The sequence below is a fragment of the Polaromonas sp. AET17H-212 genome, assembly GCF_002379085.1.
GTDB lineage: Bacteria > Pseudomonadota > Gammaproteobacteria > Burkholderiales > Burkholderiaceae_C > Polaromonas.
Window position 1 is genome coordinate 28,487 of record NZ_NBZW01000003.1, and the last position, 13,514, is coordinate 42,000.

15 protein-coding genes are annotated in these 13,514 nt (G+C 63.1%); 4 read left to right on the forward strand and 11 right to left on the reverse strand.

Annotation, left to right across the window (positions count from 1 at the left end):
• The first annotated feature begins 14 nt into the window (after positions 1-14).
• On the forward strand, positions 15-1,460 hold the full coding sequence (locus B7G53_RS04170; RefSeq protein ID WP_096663986.1) for an amidase: 1,446 nt from the start codon (positions 15-17) through the stop codon (positions 1,458-1,460).
• A 110-nt stretch (positions 1,461-1,570) separates the two neighbouring features.
• The gene (locus tag B7G53_RS04175) at positions 1,571-2,344 is read left to right on the forward strand and encodes a type III pantothenate kinase (RefSeq protein WP_096663989.1); all 774 of its coding nucleotides are present in this window, start codon (positions 1,571-1,573) and stop codon (positions 2,342-2,344) included.
• Positions 2,345-2,421: 77 nt separating this feature from the next.
• On the opposite strand, the gene B7G53_RS04180 is transcribed toward B7G53_RS04175, so the two are convergent.
• Positions 2,422-3,954 (reverse strand): wax ester/triacylglycerol synthase family O-acyltransferase, encoded by a 1,533-nt coding sequence (locus B7G53_RS04180; protein ID WP_096663991.1) that lies wholly within the window; start codon positions 3,952-3,954, stop codon positions 2,422-2,424.
• A gap of 124 nt (positions 3,955-4,078) precedes the next feature.
• On the opposite strand from B7G53_RS04180, the gene B7G53_RS04185 reads away from it, so the two are divergent.
• Positions 4,079-4,333, forward strand: coding sequence for an acyl-CoA-binding protein (locus B7G53_RS04185; protein ID WP_096663994.1), 255 nt, complete (start codon positions 4,079-4,081; stop codon positions 4,331-4,333).
• Positions 4,334-4,374: 41 nt separating this feature from the next.
• On the opposite strand, the gene B7G53_RS04190 is transcribed toward B7G53_RS04185, so the two are convergent.
• The gene (locus tag B7G53_RS04190) at positions 4,375-5,220 is read right to left on the reverse strand and encodes a hypothetical protein (protein ID WP_141396285.1); all 846 of its coding nucleotides are present in this window, start codon (positions 5,218-5,220) and stop codon (positions 4,375-4,377) included.
• 4 nt (positions 5,221-5,224) lie between these two features.
• A complete protein-coding gene (locus tag B7G53_RS04195; RefSeq protein WP_141396286.1) occupies positions 5,225-5,485 on the reverse strand; it encodes an aspartate/glutamate racemase family protein in 261 nt (86 codons plus the stop codon).
• 175 nt (positions 5,486-5,660) lie between these two features.
• Between B7G53_RS04195 and B7G53_RS04200 the strand changes: the two genes are divergently transcribed.
• Positions 5,661-6,470, forward strand: coding sequence for an AraC family transcriptional regulator (locus B7G53_RS04200; protein WP_096664003.1), 810 nt, complete (start codon positions 5,661-5,663; stop codon positions 6,468-6,470).
• Between the two features lie 145 nt (positions 6,471-6,615).
• Here B7G53_RS04200 and B7G53_RS22435 read toward each other — a convergent pair whose 3' ends face one another.
• The 8 genes from B7G53_RS22435 to B7G53_RS04240 form a co-directional block, all read right to left on the reverse strand.
• Complete coding sequence (locus B7G53_RS22435) at positions 6,616-7,101, reverse strand: hypothetical protein (RefSeq protein WP_141396287.1); 486 nt, start codon at positions 7,099-7,101, stop codon at positions 6,616-6,618.
• A 402-nt stretch (positions 7,102-7,503) separates the two neighbouring features.
• Entirely contained in the window at positions 7,504-8,493 is a 990-nt protein-coding gene (locus B7G53_RS04210) for a Bug family tripartite tricarboxylate transporter substrate binding protein (RefSeq protein ID WP_255249907.1), read from the reverse strand.
• 58 nt (positions 8,494-8,551) lie between these two features.
• The gene (locus B7G53_RS04215) at positions 8,552-8,944 is read right to left on the reverse strand and encodes a VOC family protein (protein WP_096664006.1); all 393 of its coding nucleotides are present in this window, start codon (positions 8,942-8,944) and stop codon (positions 8,552-8,554) included.
• The gene (locus B7G53_RS04220; protein ID WP_096664008.1) at positions 8,941-9,882 is read right to left on the reverse strand and encodes a hydroxymethylglutaryl-CoA lyase; all 942 of its coding nucleotides are present in this window, start codon (positions 9,880-9,882) and stop codon (positions 8,941-8,943) included. Before B7G53_RS04220 ends, B7G53_RS04215 begins: the two co-directional genes overlap by 4 nt.
• Complete coding sequence (locus tag B7G53_RS04225; RefSeq protein WP_096664011.1) at positions 9,879-11,090, reverse strand: CaiB/BaiF CoA transferase family protein; 1,212 nt, start codon at positions 11,088-11,090, stop codon at positions 9,879-9,881. The genes B7G53_RS04220 and B7G53_RS04225 overlap by 4 nt, the downstream gene beginning before the upstream one ends.
• Before the next feature lie 37 nt (positions 11,091-11,127).
• Positions 11,128-12,063 carry a LysR family transcriptional regulator gene (locus tag B7G53_RS04230; RefSeq protein ID WP_096664015.1) on the reverse strand — a complete coding sequence of 312 codons (936 nt, stop codon included), beginning with the start codon at positions 12,061-12,063 and terminating at the stop codon, positions 11,128-11,130.
• 14 nt (positions 12,064-12,077) lie between these two features.
• Entirely contained in the window at positions 12,078-12,410 is a 333-nt protein-coding gene (locus B7G53_RS04235) for a polyhydroxyalkanoic acid system family protein (protein WP_096664018.1), read from the reverse strand.
• Positions 12,403-13,512: an aminopeptidase gene (locus B7G53_RS04240; protein WP_096664021.1), complete on the reverse strand. Its 1,110-nt coding sequence runs from the start codon at positions 13,510-13,512 to the stop codon at positions 12,403-12,405. The genes B7G53_RS04235 and B7G53_RS04240 overlap by 8 nt, the downstream gene beginning before the upstream one ends.
• Positions 13,513-13,514: the final 2 nt, after the last annotated feature.

Here is a 13,514-nt window from a genome sequence, read left to right on the forward strand (position 1 = left end):
GACTGGAGTAGCTGATGACCTCTTCCCCCCCTTTGCCCGGTCTGGCTGATTGCACCGCCACCGAGCTGTTGCAGCTGTACCGCAGCGGCCAGGCCTCGCCGGTCGAGGCCACCCGTGCCGTGCTGGCGCGTATTGACGCGCTCAACCCCGCCCTCAACGCCTTCTGCCTGGTGGCGCACGAGTCTGCGCTGCAAAGCGCCCGGGACAGCGAGGCGCGCTGGCAAAAGTTTCGCCAGGGCGGCAAGCCCTGCGGTGAACTCGACGGCGTGCCGGTCTCGATCAAGGACCTGATCCTGACCCGCGGCATGGCGACCCTGCGCGGCAGCCACACGGTGGATGCGAACCAGCCCTGGGAGGTGGACGCACCGGCCACCGCGCGGTTGCGCGAAGCCGGGGCGGTGCTTCTCGGCAAAACCACCACGCCGGAGTTCGGCTGCAAGGGCGAAACCAATTCACCGCGCACCGGCATCACGCGCAACCCCTGGGATGTCAGCAAGACCCCGGGCGGCTCCTCCGGCGGTGCGGCGGCGGCGGTGGCGTCCGGCCTGGGGCCGCTGGCCATTGGCACCGACGGCGCGGGCTCGGTGCGTATTCCGGCGGCGTTTTGCGGCAACGTCGGCCTCAAGCCCAGCTTTGGCCGGGTGCCGGCCTACCCGCTGTCGCCGTTCGGCTCGGTCGCGCACCTGGGGCCGCACAGCCGCAGCGTGCGTGATGCGGCGCTGATGATGAACGTGCTCAAAAAGCCGGATGCCCGGGACTGGACCTCGCTGCCGCCGGACAGCAGCGACTACCTGTCAGGGCTGGAAGACGGCATCCGCGGGCTGCGCATCGCCTGGTCGCCGGCCCTCGGTTATGCGCGCAATGTGGATCCCGAGGTGGCCCGGTCCGTGGCCCGCGCTGTGGCGCTGCTGGCCGACCTTGGCGCGTTGGTCGAGCAGGTCGATCCGGGCTTCGAAGACCCGCTCGAGATCACCACCGGCCTGTGGTTTGCCGGTGCGTGGACGGTATGGAACACGCTCACACCCGCGCAGCAGGCGCTGACCGACCCCGACTTTCGCGCCCAGGCGCTGCTCGGTGAGAAGTTCAGCCTGCTGGACATCCAGCGCCTGCACCTGCAGCGCGGCGCGCTGGGTTCGCACATGCGCCAGTTCATGCAGCGTTTCGACCTGCTGGTCACGCCCAGCGTGGCGGTGCCGGCGTTCGAGGCGCGGCCGGCCGGGCACAGTCCCATGAGCCCGGCCGCGATGCTGGGCTGGACACCGTTTTCCTACCCCTTCAACCTGACCCAGCAACCCGCCAGCACCGTGCCCTGCGGTCTGACCGCGGCGGGCCTGCCCATCGGCCTGCAGTTTGTCGGGCCGATGTTTGGTGACGCGCTGGTGCTGCGCGCCTCGCGCGCCTACGAGGCCGCACGGCCGGCCGATGTGGATTTCAAGCGGCCGGTGGCCATCGCCCCCTGAGGCGCCTGCGGCCCTTCGCTGCGGGGCGCGCTCCTTGAGCCTTGATTTACTGGAAAACCTCTAGGCTTGCCGGCGCTCCTGGCCCCGGAAGCTGTTCATAATCGGGGGGCATGACTTTTTTAGCACTCGATGTGGGCAACACCCGGCTGAAGTGGGCCCATTACGCGGCCCCGGTGGTCGGGTCGCCCGTGCTGGCTCATGGCGCGGTGTTTCTGGAAAACATCGACAAGCTGGCCGACGAGGAGTGGCGCGGTCTGCCCGCACCGTCGCACATCCTGGGCTGCATCGTGGCTGGCGACGCGGTCAAGCGGCGTGTCGAGGAGCAGATGGAGCACTGGGATGTCCAGCCGCGCTGGGTCGTTTCCAGCGCCCAGGAGGCCGGCGTGACCAATGGCTACGACCACCCGGCGCGTCTTGGCGCCGATCGCTGGGTCGCGATGATTGGGGCGCGGCACCGGCTGCTGGGCCGCGGCATCCACAAACCCTGCGTGGTCGTGATGGTGGGAACGGCAGTCACGGTCGAGGCCATCGACGCTTCCGGCAAGTTCCTGGGCGGCATCATCCTGCCGGGCCACGGCATCATGCTGCGTGCGCTCGAGTCCGGCACCGCCGGCCTGCATGTCCCGACGGGGGAGGTGAAAGACTTCCCCACCAACACCAGCGATGCCCTCACCAGTGGCGGCACCTTTGCGATTGCCGGCGCCGTGCAGCGCATGGTGGAAAACACCGCCCGGCATTGCGGCGAGGCGCCCGAATGCATCATGACGGGCGGCGCGGGCTGGAAGATGGCGCCCAGCATGTCGGTCAACGTGGAGCTGGTGGAAGGCCTGATTTTCGACGGCCTGCTGGAAATCGCCGCGCAACGCTTTGCCGCCTCCGCCTGATCGCGGCGCCGATTGCTATCAATTCAATAGCTGTCGGCGCTTGTCCTTGAAGGTCTGGGGGCCAAAAACGCTGGGAATTACGACGCGGCGTCACCCCAAGGCAGCATCAGGGTCACGATGGACAGCTTGGCGAACTCCGGCACAAACTCGTCGATGATGCGCTGTGGCTCCGGGCACAGCGTGCTGTCGGTGATCACGCCGAACTGCACGCCGCCCCCATAACTGAGGATGGATACGCCGAGCCCGACATCGCCCGACTGCGGCACCCAGAACATGCTTTGCTCCAGCGTCGCGCCGCAGAACCTGAGCTTTTCGCGCGGCCCCGGCACATTGGTCATCACCGCCGTGGTTTTTTTCGAGAACAGGTTGAGCATCGCGTCCTGCGCCGGCTTGATCAGCAGCCCGGCCACCGCCAGCAGGCTGAAGGCCAGCAGCGGCTGGTAGCTGCCCTTGAGCGCCGCCATGCGCCGCCGCACCTCGTAGACCCGTTCCACCGGGTTGTCGACGCCAATGGGCAGCACCAGCGGCACCAGGCCGAAGCGGTTGCCGAGCTTGTAGGCCTGCTCGAGGGGCCGCAGGTTCACCGGGACCATGGCGCGTATCTCCTGGCCCTTCACGTCGTCGCCGTGCGACTTGAGGTATTCGCCAATCGCGCCGGCCACGCAACTGAGCAACACATCGTTGATCGAGCAGTTCAGCGCCTTGCCGACGGCCTTAACTTCATCCAGCGGTATCGGCTGGCACCAGGCGACTTTTTTGCTGGTGCCCGGCTTGCCCTTGAGCCGGGTTTTCGAGTCGTCGGGCATCAGCGCCAGCGCGGCGCTGTCCTTGAGAACCTGCAGCATGACCTTGGCCATGTCGAGCGAGCCGGCCATGCCTTTGTGCGGGTCACTCAGCAGGTGCAACGAGCGCGCCGCGCCTTCGCCGGCCGCGCCCAGCGCCTTGACCGTCAAATCGGTGAAAGGTTTGAGCAGGGTCTCGGCAATCCAGTCCTCGGCGCCGCCGCTGCTTTCCTTTTTGTTCCGCTCGGGCGGTGCGGCGCCGCCGTCCACCAGCGACATCGTCACCGAAATCAGCGCAATGCCGTCGGCAATGCAGTGGTGGATGCGCACAATCATGGCGCTGCCCTTGACGCCGTCAGGGCCGGTGTAGTCCTCGATCAGGTGGATTTGCCAGAGCGGGCGCTTGCGGTCCAGCGGCTGCATGGCGAGTTCGGCCACGCGTTCCTGCAGCGCTTCCTGCTCCTTGCCCCGGGCCACCTTCGGCAGCTTGTCGGCAATCACGTGGTTCTGCAAGTCGAAATAACGGTCCTCGACCCAGGTGGCGCCGGCGGCGTCTTCCATCACGCGCTGGCGAAAGCGCGCGTACTTGAGCAGGCTGTTTTCAATGCGCTCACACACGGCGGCATGGCTGACACCGGGTTGCAGCGACCACACGCCCACAATCATCATCAGGTTCGACGGCGTGTCCATGCGCAGCCAGGCGGTGTCGACCTTGCTCATGCGTTCGCCCGACAGGCCCAACGTGCCGGAGACGGCGCGTTTGACGTTTTTCTGAACGTTCTTTGCGACTTTTTTGCCCGCTGCCTGGGCCGAAACGCGTGTGACCATGAAAACTCCGTGCACCGACTGCCCCGGATGGGGTGAATTCCCTATTCTGCAGGCAAGGCAGTGGCTAAGATACCGGGCAGTTACCCGAATTCATTGCCACTTCCAACCCCCACGGAGCATCTTCATGTCAGATATCAAAGCCGCTTTCGACAAGGCCATGGCCGATTCCAAAAACCTCAGCGAGCGGCCCGACAACGCCACCCTGCTGAAGATCTATGCGCTCTACAAGCAGGGCAGCGTGGGCGACAACACCGACAAGAAGCCCGGCTTCGGTGACATGGTGGCACGCGCCAAGTGGGATGCCTGGAACAACCTCAAGGGCACGTCGCAGGAAGATGCGATGCAACAGTATGTGGATTTGATTGAGTCGTTGAGCTGAACCGCCGAGTTATCCAAAAAGGCCCGTCATGGACATGCTTCTCATTTAAAGAGCAGAGGAATCGTTCCAACCAGTGAAAGTACTCCGAAGGCCAATTGCCCTGCTGCCTGCCCCTCTTTGAACACAAAAGATGCAATCAACATCAAGAGGGGAACCCTCAGACTAATTGCTAAATAGCCATAGCTAACAGGAAGAATGTCGGAAAGCGCAAAACTGAAAAACAGCTCCGGGATGGCCCAGCATAAGGCGATGATCAACCAGGTCGAAACACCGACATGTACACGGTGACGCTTTAAAACTGCAGCGGATAGAAAATTCCCGAGGCCAGTATAGAGCAGGTATATGTACCAGCCAGAAGCCGGGATGCCGATTTTGTCGCAACAAGCGAATCCGACCACCGCTGCAATCATGAACGAAAACCGCTTCTTGTCCCCAAATGACATTGCACCTAGGTGGCCGAAAATCATGAAACCTACTCCCGACAAGAAAAGCACAGAAATGGCGAACATTCCTCTCACAGAAATTGCGCTACCGAACATGATCACATCGAGAACAGCAATTGCACCTAGTGCTACCGGGAATACATATGTCGTTGCCGAGAGACTACGACCAATCAATTGCTGCTGAGCTACTAGTAAAGCCGTAAGAAGGGCTCCTTTGACGAGTCCTGCGCCGATCCCGGCAAGGTTGTGCAGCATACCCAAGTCCGCGACATTGGCACCCCAAGCAAAGGGCAAAAAAATCAGACATACAAGGACTGTTCCCGAGCCGACCCCCAATGCAGTGGCCGCAGGCGCCGTGCTGACTGCCACACGACGAAAAATCAGGGTTCTTACTGTCACCAGTACCAGAATTGCGAGAAAAACCGAGGTTTGGAGCGTACTCAAAGCCTCACATCTCCATCGCAGTTGACTGTTGCGAATGGCGCAGTGCAGCTGAGATATGGACATCAATCGAATCGATCAGTTGGATACTGTCGTAACTGGTTTCGCCGTTAAGGATTAGCGGGATCTCAGTGCATCCCAAGATGATGGCTTGAACATCTTGTGCCGCCAAGTCATCCATAGCACTGAAAATTACCTCTTTTGCATTTGAGGAGAAATAGTGACGGCAAACTACGTTGCACAAGTCCATCAGTAGCGGAAGATTCAAAGGTAGCTCCCTTCGTGATTTTTAGCGGAGAGTGCTGATGAGATGTGAATTTTTTGATTCAATTCCAACCGTCTTTCGAGCAATTCAGCACGTTTTGAAGAATGAACTCTATCTGTTCAATCCGTCGAAGTAGTGCGAAAATCGGCCATCGCAGCTGCAATTCGGGTCAATATTTATGAGACTAAAACGCGCAAAAGCGGTAGGGCTCGACGTGACCGCACCGGCCGCCATCGCGCCCTCGTCGATGGCACCAATAAAGCGGAGACAACGTAAGCTTGTTGCTGGCGAGCGATTTCATTCACATCAGCATTCGTGGGATCAGCTCGCTGTGAGCTTAAATGGCAGTGTGCTTATTCTTATGGGGGGTAGCGGGGGCCAAGCGCAGTTTGTCTCGCCTTCACGCAGCGCTTGGATTCCAGCTGGCCAGACGCATGCCCTGGAAGCTTTCACCGATTGCACCTATGTATCTCTGTACCTCGACCCGCTTCAGCCGCTATTTTCTTCGCGCGAAGTCCAAACTGTGGAGCTTAGGCGCTTTGCCGTCGAGTTGATTGGGCAGCTTGACAGCCATACGATGGAGAACACGTCGGCGCGCTATCGGGCGATAGTCTTTCTACTTTACGAAGAACTTAGGTCAGGCTTGTCTCAAGGGGATCGGTTTTTTTTACCATTCGATAAGCGATTGAACGCAGTGTGCAACCATGTTTTTGATCACCTCGGAGAACGGGAATCCAATGCGGCTATTGCGGCCAGGTACGGTCTGAGCGCAAGAACACTCTCGCGGTTATCTAGAAATCAATTAGGTACAAGCTTTGCGCACTGGCGCTCTTTAGTTACGCTTTCCTTTGCTCGAACGCTGCTACAAGATGGGCTGCCGATTGCACTAGTTGCCTATACCTGCGGATTTTCAAGTGTGAGTGCATTTCACCTCCGATTCAAATCGATGTTTAAAGCGTCTCCAGGTCGATTTCGTCAGGACTCTTGAGCATGCTATGAATATGTGGAGCTACCTCAAAGTGCGCCGCTGTTTCCGAGATTTTGTTGCCTCGATTCCTAGCCAGATGGCCAGCTTCTCGGCGTGGGGATCGAGCTTGCTTGAGCTGACCCGTCTTTCGTACCTGGGCTCAGTCTCATCTGATCGCAGATGGGCGCCGAGCGGTGGTTTGGCTAAGCGTGGCGACGACAGGAGGCAGAACGCCATCTTCGAGCGACTTTAGAGTTTCGCGAAGACTTGGGAAGCTGTTGTATGTGGTGATGCTGCCGTCTGGCATTCGCATCATGCGCCCAGCCTCGCATTCGATGACGGCGGTTGGTCCTACAGCTACGAGTAGAAACGGCCCTGTCGCTTTGACCTCTTTAAGCCATTCTGACTCGGACTCTGCGAAGTCGTCACCGATTAGGCGCTGAGAACCCGCATTGACGCTTTTGGATAGGGCGATTCGATAGTTGGCACCTGCGACGTGAGTCCGTCGCGCATCTGCAAAGCTTTCCGGAAGCGTAATTCCTCCGATCTCATAGACAGTCACGCCCATGAAGCTCGCAGCAAGACTGCCTTTGTCGATGAGATCTCGAAATCCCATTGAATCGAGTGCGTAGGTGGAGAAAGTTGCCGTCATGAGTGCAGATCGCCTGCGACACTTAACTTAATGGATGCCGCGCAGCCTGCGGTATCCCTTGGCCGCTGCGACTGAGCCCGGTCCGGATTGACCGCGAGGGCGCTAAGCGCTAAGGTTGCAAGAGTTCTTATGCATGGACGCTCCTGTCATGGAATTCAACCGCACAGTAAACACGGCGATTCTATGGAGGTTCCAGTAGATCATGGCGAAAACTTGCTACTGTTCGCCCTGAGCTTGTCGAAGGGCTTCGACAGGCTCAGCCTGAACGGGGTGGTGTCAAGAATGATAAAAAATCTACAGACTTGACCGGATTAATAGTAAAAATCCGTCCTCAGCCCTTGTCCCACGTTCGCAATCAGCTATCAATGTAGTAGCAGCCAGGGCTCGCTGAACCCGCTGCCATCAATCCGCCTTGATACCCGACACCTTGATGATGCGGCTCCACATGCCGCGCTCGGTGGTCTCGAGCTTGGCCAGTTCCGCGCTGTTTAGAAACACGGCCTTGGCACCCTGTTCCTCGGCACGTTTGCGGAAGGTGTCGGACTCCACCACCTGCTTGATCGCGGCTGAAATCCGTGCCGACGTTTCGGTGGGGATGCCATTCGGGCCATACACGGCGAACCAGGAAGACGCCACCAGCGGCACACCCTGTTCGGTCGCGGTCGGCACCTCCGGCAACGCCGCCAGCCGCGTGCGGCCGGTCACCATCAGCGCCCTGAGCTTGCCCGAGCGGATATGCGGCAGCAGCGGTGGCGGCGTCGTGATGGTGAAGTCGACAGAGCCGCCCAGCAGGTCGGTCAGGGCCTGGCCGGTGCCGCGGTAGGGGATGTGCACCAGGTAGGTTTTGGTCAGGTCCTTCAGCAATTCCGTGGTCACGTGCTGCAGTGACCCATTGCCGCTGGAGGCGTAGTTCACCTTGCCCGGGTTGGCCCTGGCGTACTGGAGGAACTCGGCAAAGGTGTTTGCGGGGAAATTGCTGCGCACCACCATCAGTTGCGGCGCGTCGATCAGGTGGCCCAGGGGCTTGAGGTCCTTGCCGGGGTCAAAGCCGGCGGCGGGCTGCAGCAGCGGCGTGATGCATTGGTAGCCCGAGTATTGCACCAGCAGGGTGGTGCCATCGGCGGGCGCACGGGCGACCAGCTGACCGCCGATGTTGCCGTTGGCGCCACCGCGGTTGTCCACCACCACCGAGGTGCCCAGGAGCTTGCCCAGCGGCTCGGCCAGCAGGCGCGCCGCAATGTCGGTGGTGCCGCCCGCGGGCGTGGGCACCACCAGCGTGATGGGCTTGCCGGCGGGCTGCGCGAAGGCGCTGCCCATGAAGGTGGGGGCGGCGACTACGGTGGCCGCGGCGGCGGCGCCGGTGATCAGTGTTCTTCTGGAAATCGGGGTCACGGGTTGTCTCCTGGGATGTTGGGAAAGGCAAGCAAGGGAAAAAGGGAGGGGGCAGTGATCAGGCCAGCTCGGAAATCTCAATCAGGTTCAGGTCCGGGTCACGGACATAGACCGAGCGGATTTTTTGCGTGGCACCGGTGCGCAGCACCGGGCCTTCGAGAAGGGGCCAGTTTTCGCGTTGCAGCCGGGCCATGACCTGGGCCAGCGGCACGTTCGCGATGAAACACAGGTCCAGCGCGCCGGGCTGGGGCCGGTGCGCCTTGGGCTCGAACTCGGCCCCCTGGATATGCAGGTTGATCTTCTGCTGGCCAAAGCGAAAGGCCTGGCGCTCAACCGGTGGCGTGCCGCCGGTGAAGGTCTTCAGCGCCATGCCGAGCACGCGGGTGTAGAAGTCCACGCAGGCCGCTTCATGGGCAGTCGTCAGCACCAGATGGTCCAGGTGGTCGATCATGAAAACTGGCTGCGGAGTGCCTGCACAAAGTCGGGCGCCGGATGCAGGTCGGTGATGCGTCCCGCCTTGGCGACCTGGCCCGGCACGTCGTGGCCGACGATGTCCGGCATCTGGCGTGCAATCGCCAGCAGCCGGGGCAGGTCCATGCCGGTGTCGTACCCCATGGCATCCAGCATGTGGATGGCGTCTTCGCTGCTGATGTTGCCGCTGGCGCCGGGGGCATAGGGGCAGCCGCCCAGGCCGCCGAGCGAGCCGTCAAAACGCGTGATGCCGCCCTGCACGGCGGCCAGCACATTGGCCAGGCCCATGCCGCGCGTGTTGTGAAAATGAAGCGTGAGCTGCAGGTCTGAAAAGCGCGCCTGCAGCGCCTCCACCATGCGGCTGACCTGGGCCGGGTGCGCCATGCCGGTGGTGTCGCAAATCGTCACGCCGCGCACGCCCTGGTCGGCAAAACGGGCCACCCAGTCCAGCACGTTGGCCTGCGGCACCTCGCCTTCCATCGGGCAGCCGAAGCAGCAGGACAGTGAGACGTTGACCGGCGTGCGGCCGTCGACGAGGGTGATGACTTCGGACAAGGCCGCAAAGCTGCGCGCCATCGGCATGCGCAGGTTCGCGAGGTTGTGTGTCTCCGAGGTCGACATCACCAGGTTGAGCTCGTCGGCCCTGGCCTCCAGCGCGCGTTCGGCGCCGCGCAGGTTGGGCACCAGCACCGTGTACTCGACACCCGGCACGCGCCGTACGCGGCCCATGACTTCATCCGCATCGCGCAGCATGGGAATCGCTTTGGGCGAGGTGAAGGAAGTGACCTCGATCTTGGCGTAGCCGCATTCGCTCAGTGCATCGACCAGCGCCACCTTGCTGTCGGTCGGAATGAATGCTGGTTCGATCTGGAAACCATCGCGGGTCGCGACTTCGTTGAAAAAAATGCGTTGTGTCATGCCACGATTCCTTTGTCCCTGAGGCCGCGAATCTGGTCGGGACTCAGGCCGAGTTCTTTCAGTACGGCGTCGCTGTCCTGACCGATCGCCGGTGCATTGCGCCGGTGGCTGCCCGGCGTGGCCGACAGCTTGGGCACGATGCCGGGCAGCATCAAGCTGCTGCCGTCGTCCATGCGGCATTCGTCCAGCATGCCGCGCGCCCGGTAGTGCGGGTCGGCGGCGATGTCGGCCACGGTGTAGATGCGGCCGGCCGGCACCGAGGCCTGGTCGAGCAGCGCCAGCACCTCGTCGACCGTGTGCTGCGCTGCCCACTGGCCGATCGCCTCGTCGATCTCCGCCACCCGCGCGACGCGGCCGGCGTTGTCGGACAGCGCGGGGTCCACCCCCAGGTCCTCGCGGCCAATCACGGTCATCAGGCGCTTGAAGATGCTGTCGCCGTTGCCGGCGATCAGCGCGTAACTGTCATCGTTGCAGCGGTAGGCATTGCTGGGCGCAATACCGGGCAGGGCGCTGCCGGCCGGGCCGCGCACTGCGCCGAAAGCGCTGTATTCGGGCAGCAGGCTTTCCATGCAGTTGAAGACCGCCTCGTACAGGGCCACGTCGATCACCTGGCCCTGGCCCGACGCATGGCGGTGCTGCAGCGCCAGCAAAATGCCGATCACGCCGTGCAGCGCGGCCAGCGTGTCGCCGATGCTGACGCCGACACGCACCGGCACGCGGCCGGGCTCGCCCGTCAGGTGGCGCAGGCCGCTCATGGCTTCGGCCACCACGCCGAAACCGGGCCGGTCGCGGTAGGGGCCGGTCTGACCGTAGCCGCTGATGCGCAGCATGATCAGGCGCGGGTTGAGCTGCAGCAGTTCGTCCGGGCCCAGGCCCCAGCCTTCCATGGCGCCGGGGCGGAAGTTCTCGATCAGCACGTCGGACTCCAGAGCCAGCTTGCGCACGATGTCCTGGGCCTCGGGCGTCTTCAGGTCCAGTGCCAGCGATCGTTTGTTGCGCGACTGCAGTTGCCACCAGACCGAGGTGCCGTCCTTGAGCAAGCGCCACTTGCGCAGCGGGTCGCCCGCGCCGGGCGGTTCGATCTTGACCACCTCGGCGCCGAAGTCGGCCAGGGTCTTGGCGGCGAAGGGCCCGGCGATCAGCTGGCCGAGTTCGAGAACCTTGAGGCCGGCCAGCGGCCCGGCGGAGGAAGAAGAAGAGGTGTCCATGGCCGCGCAGTGTGCCGCCCCGGGCACCCGGCGTCCATTACTTGTTGCGACGTCCGGCCTTCGCCTTTTGCGAAGGCTGGGCGCCCGCCGCCAGGAAATCCACCAGCGACACAATCGCCGCCTCGTTGTCGCCGGCGGCGGTGGCCACCAGCAGGCGGCGCTGCGCCCAGGCGTCGCTCAGGGGCCGCCAGCCGAGTTTCATGGTCTTGACGATGGGCAGGCTGGCGCCCTTGGGCAGCACCGCAATGCCCAGCCCGGAGGCCACCATGTGGCAGACCGCGTCGAAGCTGCGCACCTGCATGCGCAGCTTGAGAGGGCGGCTGGCGGCGAGCGCGGCCTGCTGCTGCTGTTGCAGCATGGCGGCACCGGCGGTCAGGCTGATCCATTCCTCGTCCAGCGTGTCGGCAAAGGCGATGGGCGTTTTTTTGCCCGCCAGCGGATGTCTGGCGGGCAACACCAGCACCAGCTCGTCCTCGCGAAACAGCCGCGTGGCCAGGCCGCTGGTGTCGGGCCCCTCGACAAACACGGCGACGTCGGCCCGGCCCTCGCGCAAGGTGCTCACCACGGCTTGCGACACCTGCTCTTCGAGATCGACGCGTACCTGCGGATGCAGCCGGCCGTACTGCGCCAGCAGGGTGGGCAGGAACTGGCTGATCGCCGCGCTGCTGGCACACAGGCGGATGTGGCGCGCAATGCCCTGGCGCAGGTCGGCCAGTTCGCCGCCGAGGTGCTCCATGGTCTGCAGCAGGGTCAGGCCGTGTTTCACGAAGACCCGGCCGGCCGCCGTCGGCAGCAGGCCGCGCGCATGGCGCTCGAACAGTGTGTCACCGAGGGCGCCTTCCAGTTCGCGGATGCGCCGGCTCGCCGCGGCCAGCGCCAGGTGCGAATCGCGCGCCGCGGCGGTCAGGCTGCCGGTCTGGGCACAGGCCACCGCCAGCCGGATGGACACCAGGTCAAACCGCGCGAGGTTCATTGAGTCCCCACGCCTCAGGCCTTCTTTTTCGCCGCAGCCTTTTTGGCGGCCGGCGCCTTCTGGGCCAGCAGCGTGTCGAGGTTTTTCACGATTTCGCCTTCGATCCGGTCCTTGAAGGCGCCGAGCAGAAAGCCCAGTTTCGCGTCGAGTTCAAACACGTCTTTGGTCACCTTCAGCGTACCGCTGACGCCCGAGCGGGTGAAGCTGACTTCGTCACAGGTGTCGCCTTCCTCGTAGGTGCAGCGCATGTCGAACTTTTCCTCGACCTGTTCGGCCCACTGGAAGGCGATCTTGCGTGCCTGGGCCAGGCCCAGGCTGTGCTCGCGTTCGATATGGATGTCAGCCATGCGGTGTTTCCTTGCTTTGCGTCGTGAGGGAAGGGCGGAGGGCGTCGTGCCGCTCCTGTTTGGGCAGGGCGGCCAGCCGCCTGACCGCATCATAAAACCGCGGCCAGTCGCTGCCTTCGCGCGCAAACAGCGCCTCGAAGCCCGGTACCAGTTCATCATAGGCGGCCAGCGCGCCCAGCGAGGCGTTGTTGGTGCGGGCCACCCAGGGGTCGTAACCGGCGTAGCCGTCCCAGCCGGCCTTGAGCGCGGCGTAACGGGTGTGGAAGGTCTGCATGGCTATGATTTTCATAGCTGCTTGCGTAGGGCGGTCGGGGGCTGGGGCCATTTTTGGCTCATAAATTTCGCTGAGCTCGCGGCGCAGCCCCAGCGTCAGCGCGCGGAACTGCTGGCGGCGCTCGCTGTACAGCGCGTACTCCTGGCGGACGGCGGCGCTGCCGTGGGTGGCCAGCCAGCGAGCGCTGCCCAGGCGTTCCACGGCGGTGGCAAAGGATTCGTTGAAGTCCATGTCGTCGGCGGCGTACACCACCTGATGCGCCAGCTCATGAAAGATCAGCCGCGCCAGTTCGCCCTCGGGGTAGCCGATGAAGGTGCTGAGCAGCGGGTCGCCGCCGGCCCAGTTCATCCAGCCCAGGGTGGAGTAGGCCGGCACGCCATAAACGCTGACTTCCAGCCCCTGCGTGCTCAGCTTGTCGGCTTCGGCGCGCGCCTGGGCCTCGTCAAAATAACCCTTGTAACCCACGCAGCCGGTGACCGGAAAACACCAGGTCTGCAGGGTCAGCGAAAACTCGGGCGCGGCCGACACATTCCACACCACGGCCTTGCGGCGCAGGTCGGCGTAGCGCTGGTAGCTGGCGTTGTCGGGCAGCTTCAGTTCGCTCACCGCAAAGCGCCGGATCTGCTGGGTCAGGGCCAGCCTGGCCTTGAGTTTGTCGGGGGTTTCGCTGTCCTGCAGCCAGTCGTCAACCGGCCGGGCGGCATTCATCAGCTGCAGATGCCCGCTGACCGACTGCCAGTAATAACCGAGGCTGGCGCAACCGGACAGACCCAGCAGGACGCCCGCAAGCAGGGCTGCTGTTTTGGGGGCGCACCGGAAGGAGGGCATCC

Bases quoted from the DNA above. Each gene is read 5' to 3' on its own strand.
- B7G53_RS04170 (WP_096663986.1), top strand. From the start codon at position 15: ATGACCTCTTCCCCCCCTTTGCCCGGTCTGGCTGATTGCACCGCCACC.
- B7G53_RS04175 (WP_096663989.1), top strand. From the start codon at position 1,571: ATGACTTTTTTAGCACTCGATGTGGGCAACACCCGGCTGAAGTGGGCC.
- B7G53_RS04180 (WP_096663991.1), bottom strand. From the start codon at position 3,954: ATGGTCACACGCGTTTCGGCCCAGGCAGCGGGCAAAAAAGTCGCAAAG.
- B7G53_RS04185 (WP_096663994.1), top strand. From the start codon at position 4,079: ATGTCAGATATCAAAGCCGCTTTCGACAAGGCCATGGCCGATTCCAAA.
- B7G53_RS04200 (WP_096664003.1), top strand. From the start codon at position 5,661: ATGAGACTAAAACGCGCAAAAGCGGTAGGGCTCGACGTGACCGCACCG.
- B7G53_RS22435 (WP_141396287.1), bottom strand. From the start codon at position 7,101: ATGACGGCAACTTTCTCCACCTACGCACTCGATTCAATGGGATTTCGA.
- B7G53_RS04215 (WP_096664006.1), bottom strand. From the start codon at position 8,944: ATGATCGACCACCTGGACCATCTGGTGCTGACGACTGCCCATGAAGCG.
- B7G53_RS04220 (WP_096664008.1), bottom strand. From the start codon at position 9,882: ATGACACAACGCATTTTTTTCAACGAAGTCGCGACCCGCGATGGTTTC.
- B7G53_RS04225 (WP_096664011.1), bottom strand. From the start codon at position 11,090: ATGGACACCTCTTCTTCTTCCTCCGCCGGGCCGCTGGCCGGCCTCAAG.
- B7G53_RS04230 (WP_096664015.1), bottom strand. From the start codon at position 12,063: ATGAACCTCGCGCGGTTTGACCTGGTGTCCATCCGGCTGGCGGTGGCC.
- B7G53_RS04235 (WP_096664018.1), bottom strand. From the start codon at position 12,410: ATGGCTGACATCCATATCGAACGCGAGCACAGCCTGGGCCTGGCCCAG.
- B7G53_RS04240 (WP_096664021.1), bottom strand. From the start codon at position 13,512: ATGCCCTCCTTCCGGTGCGCCCCCAAAACAGCAGCCCTGCTTGCGGGC.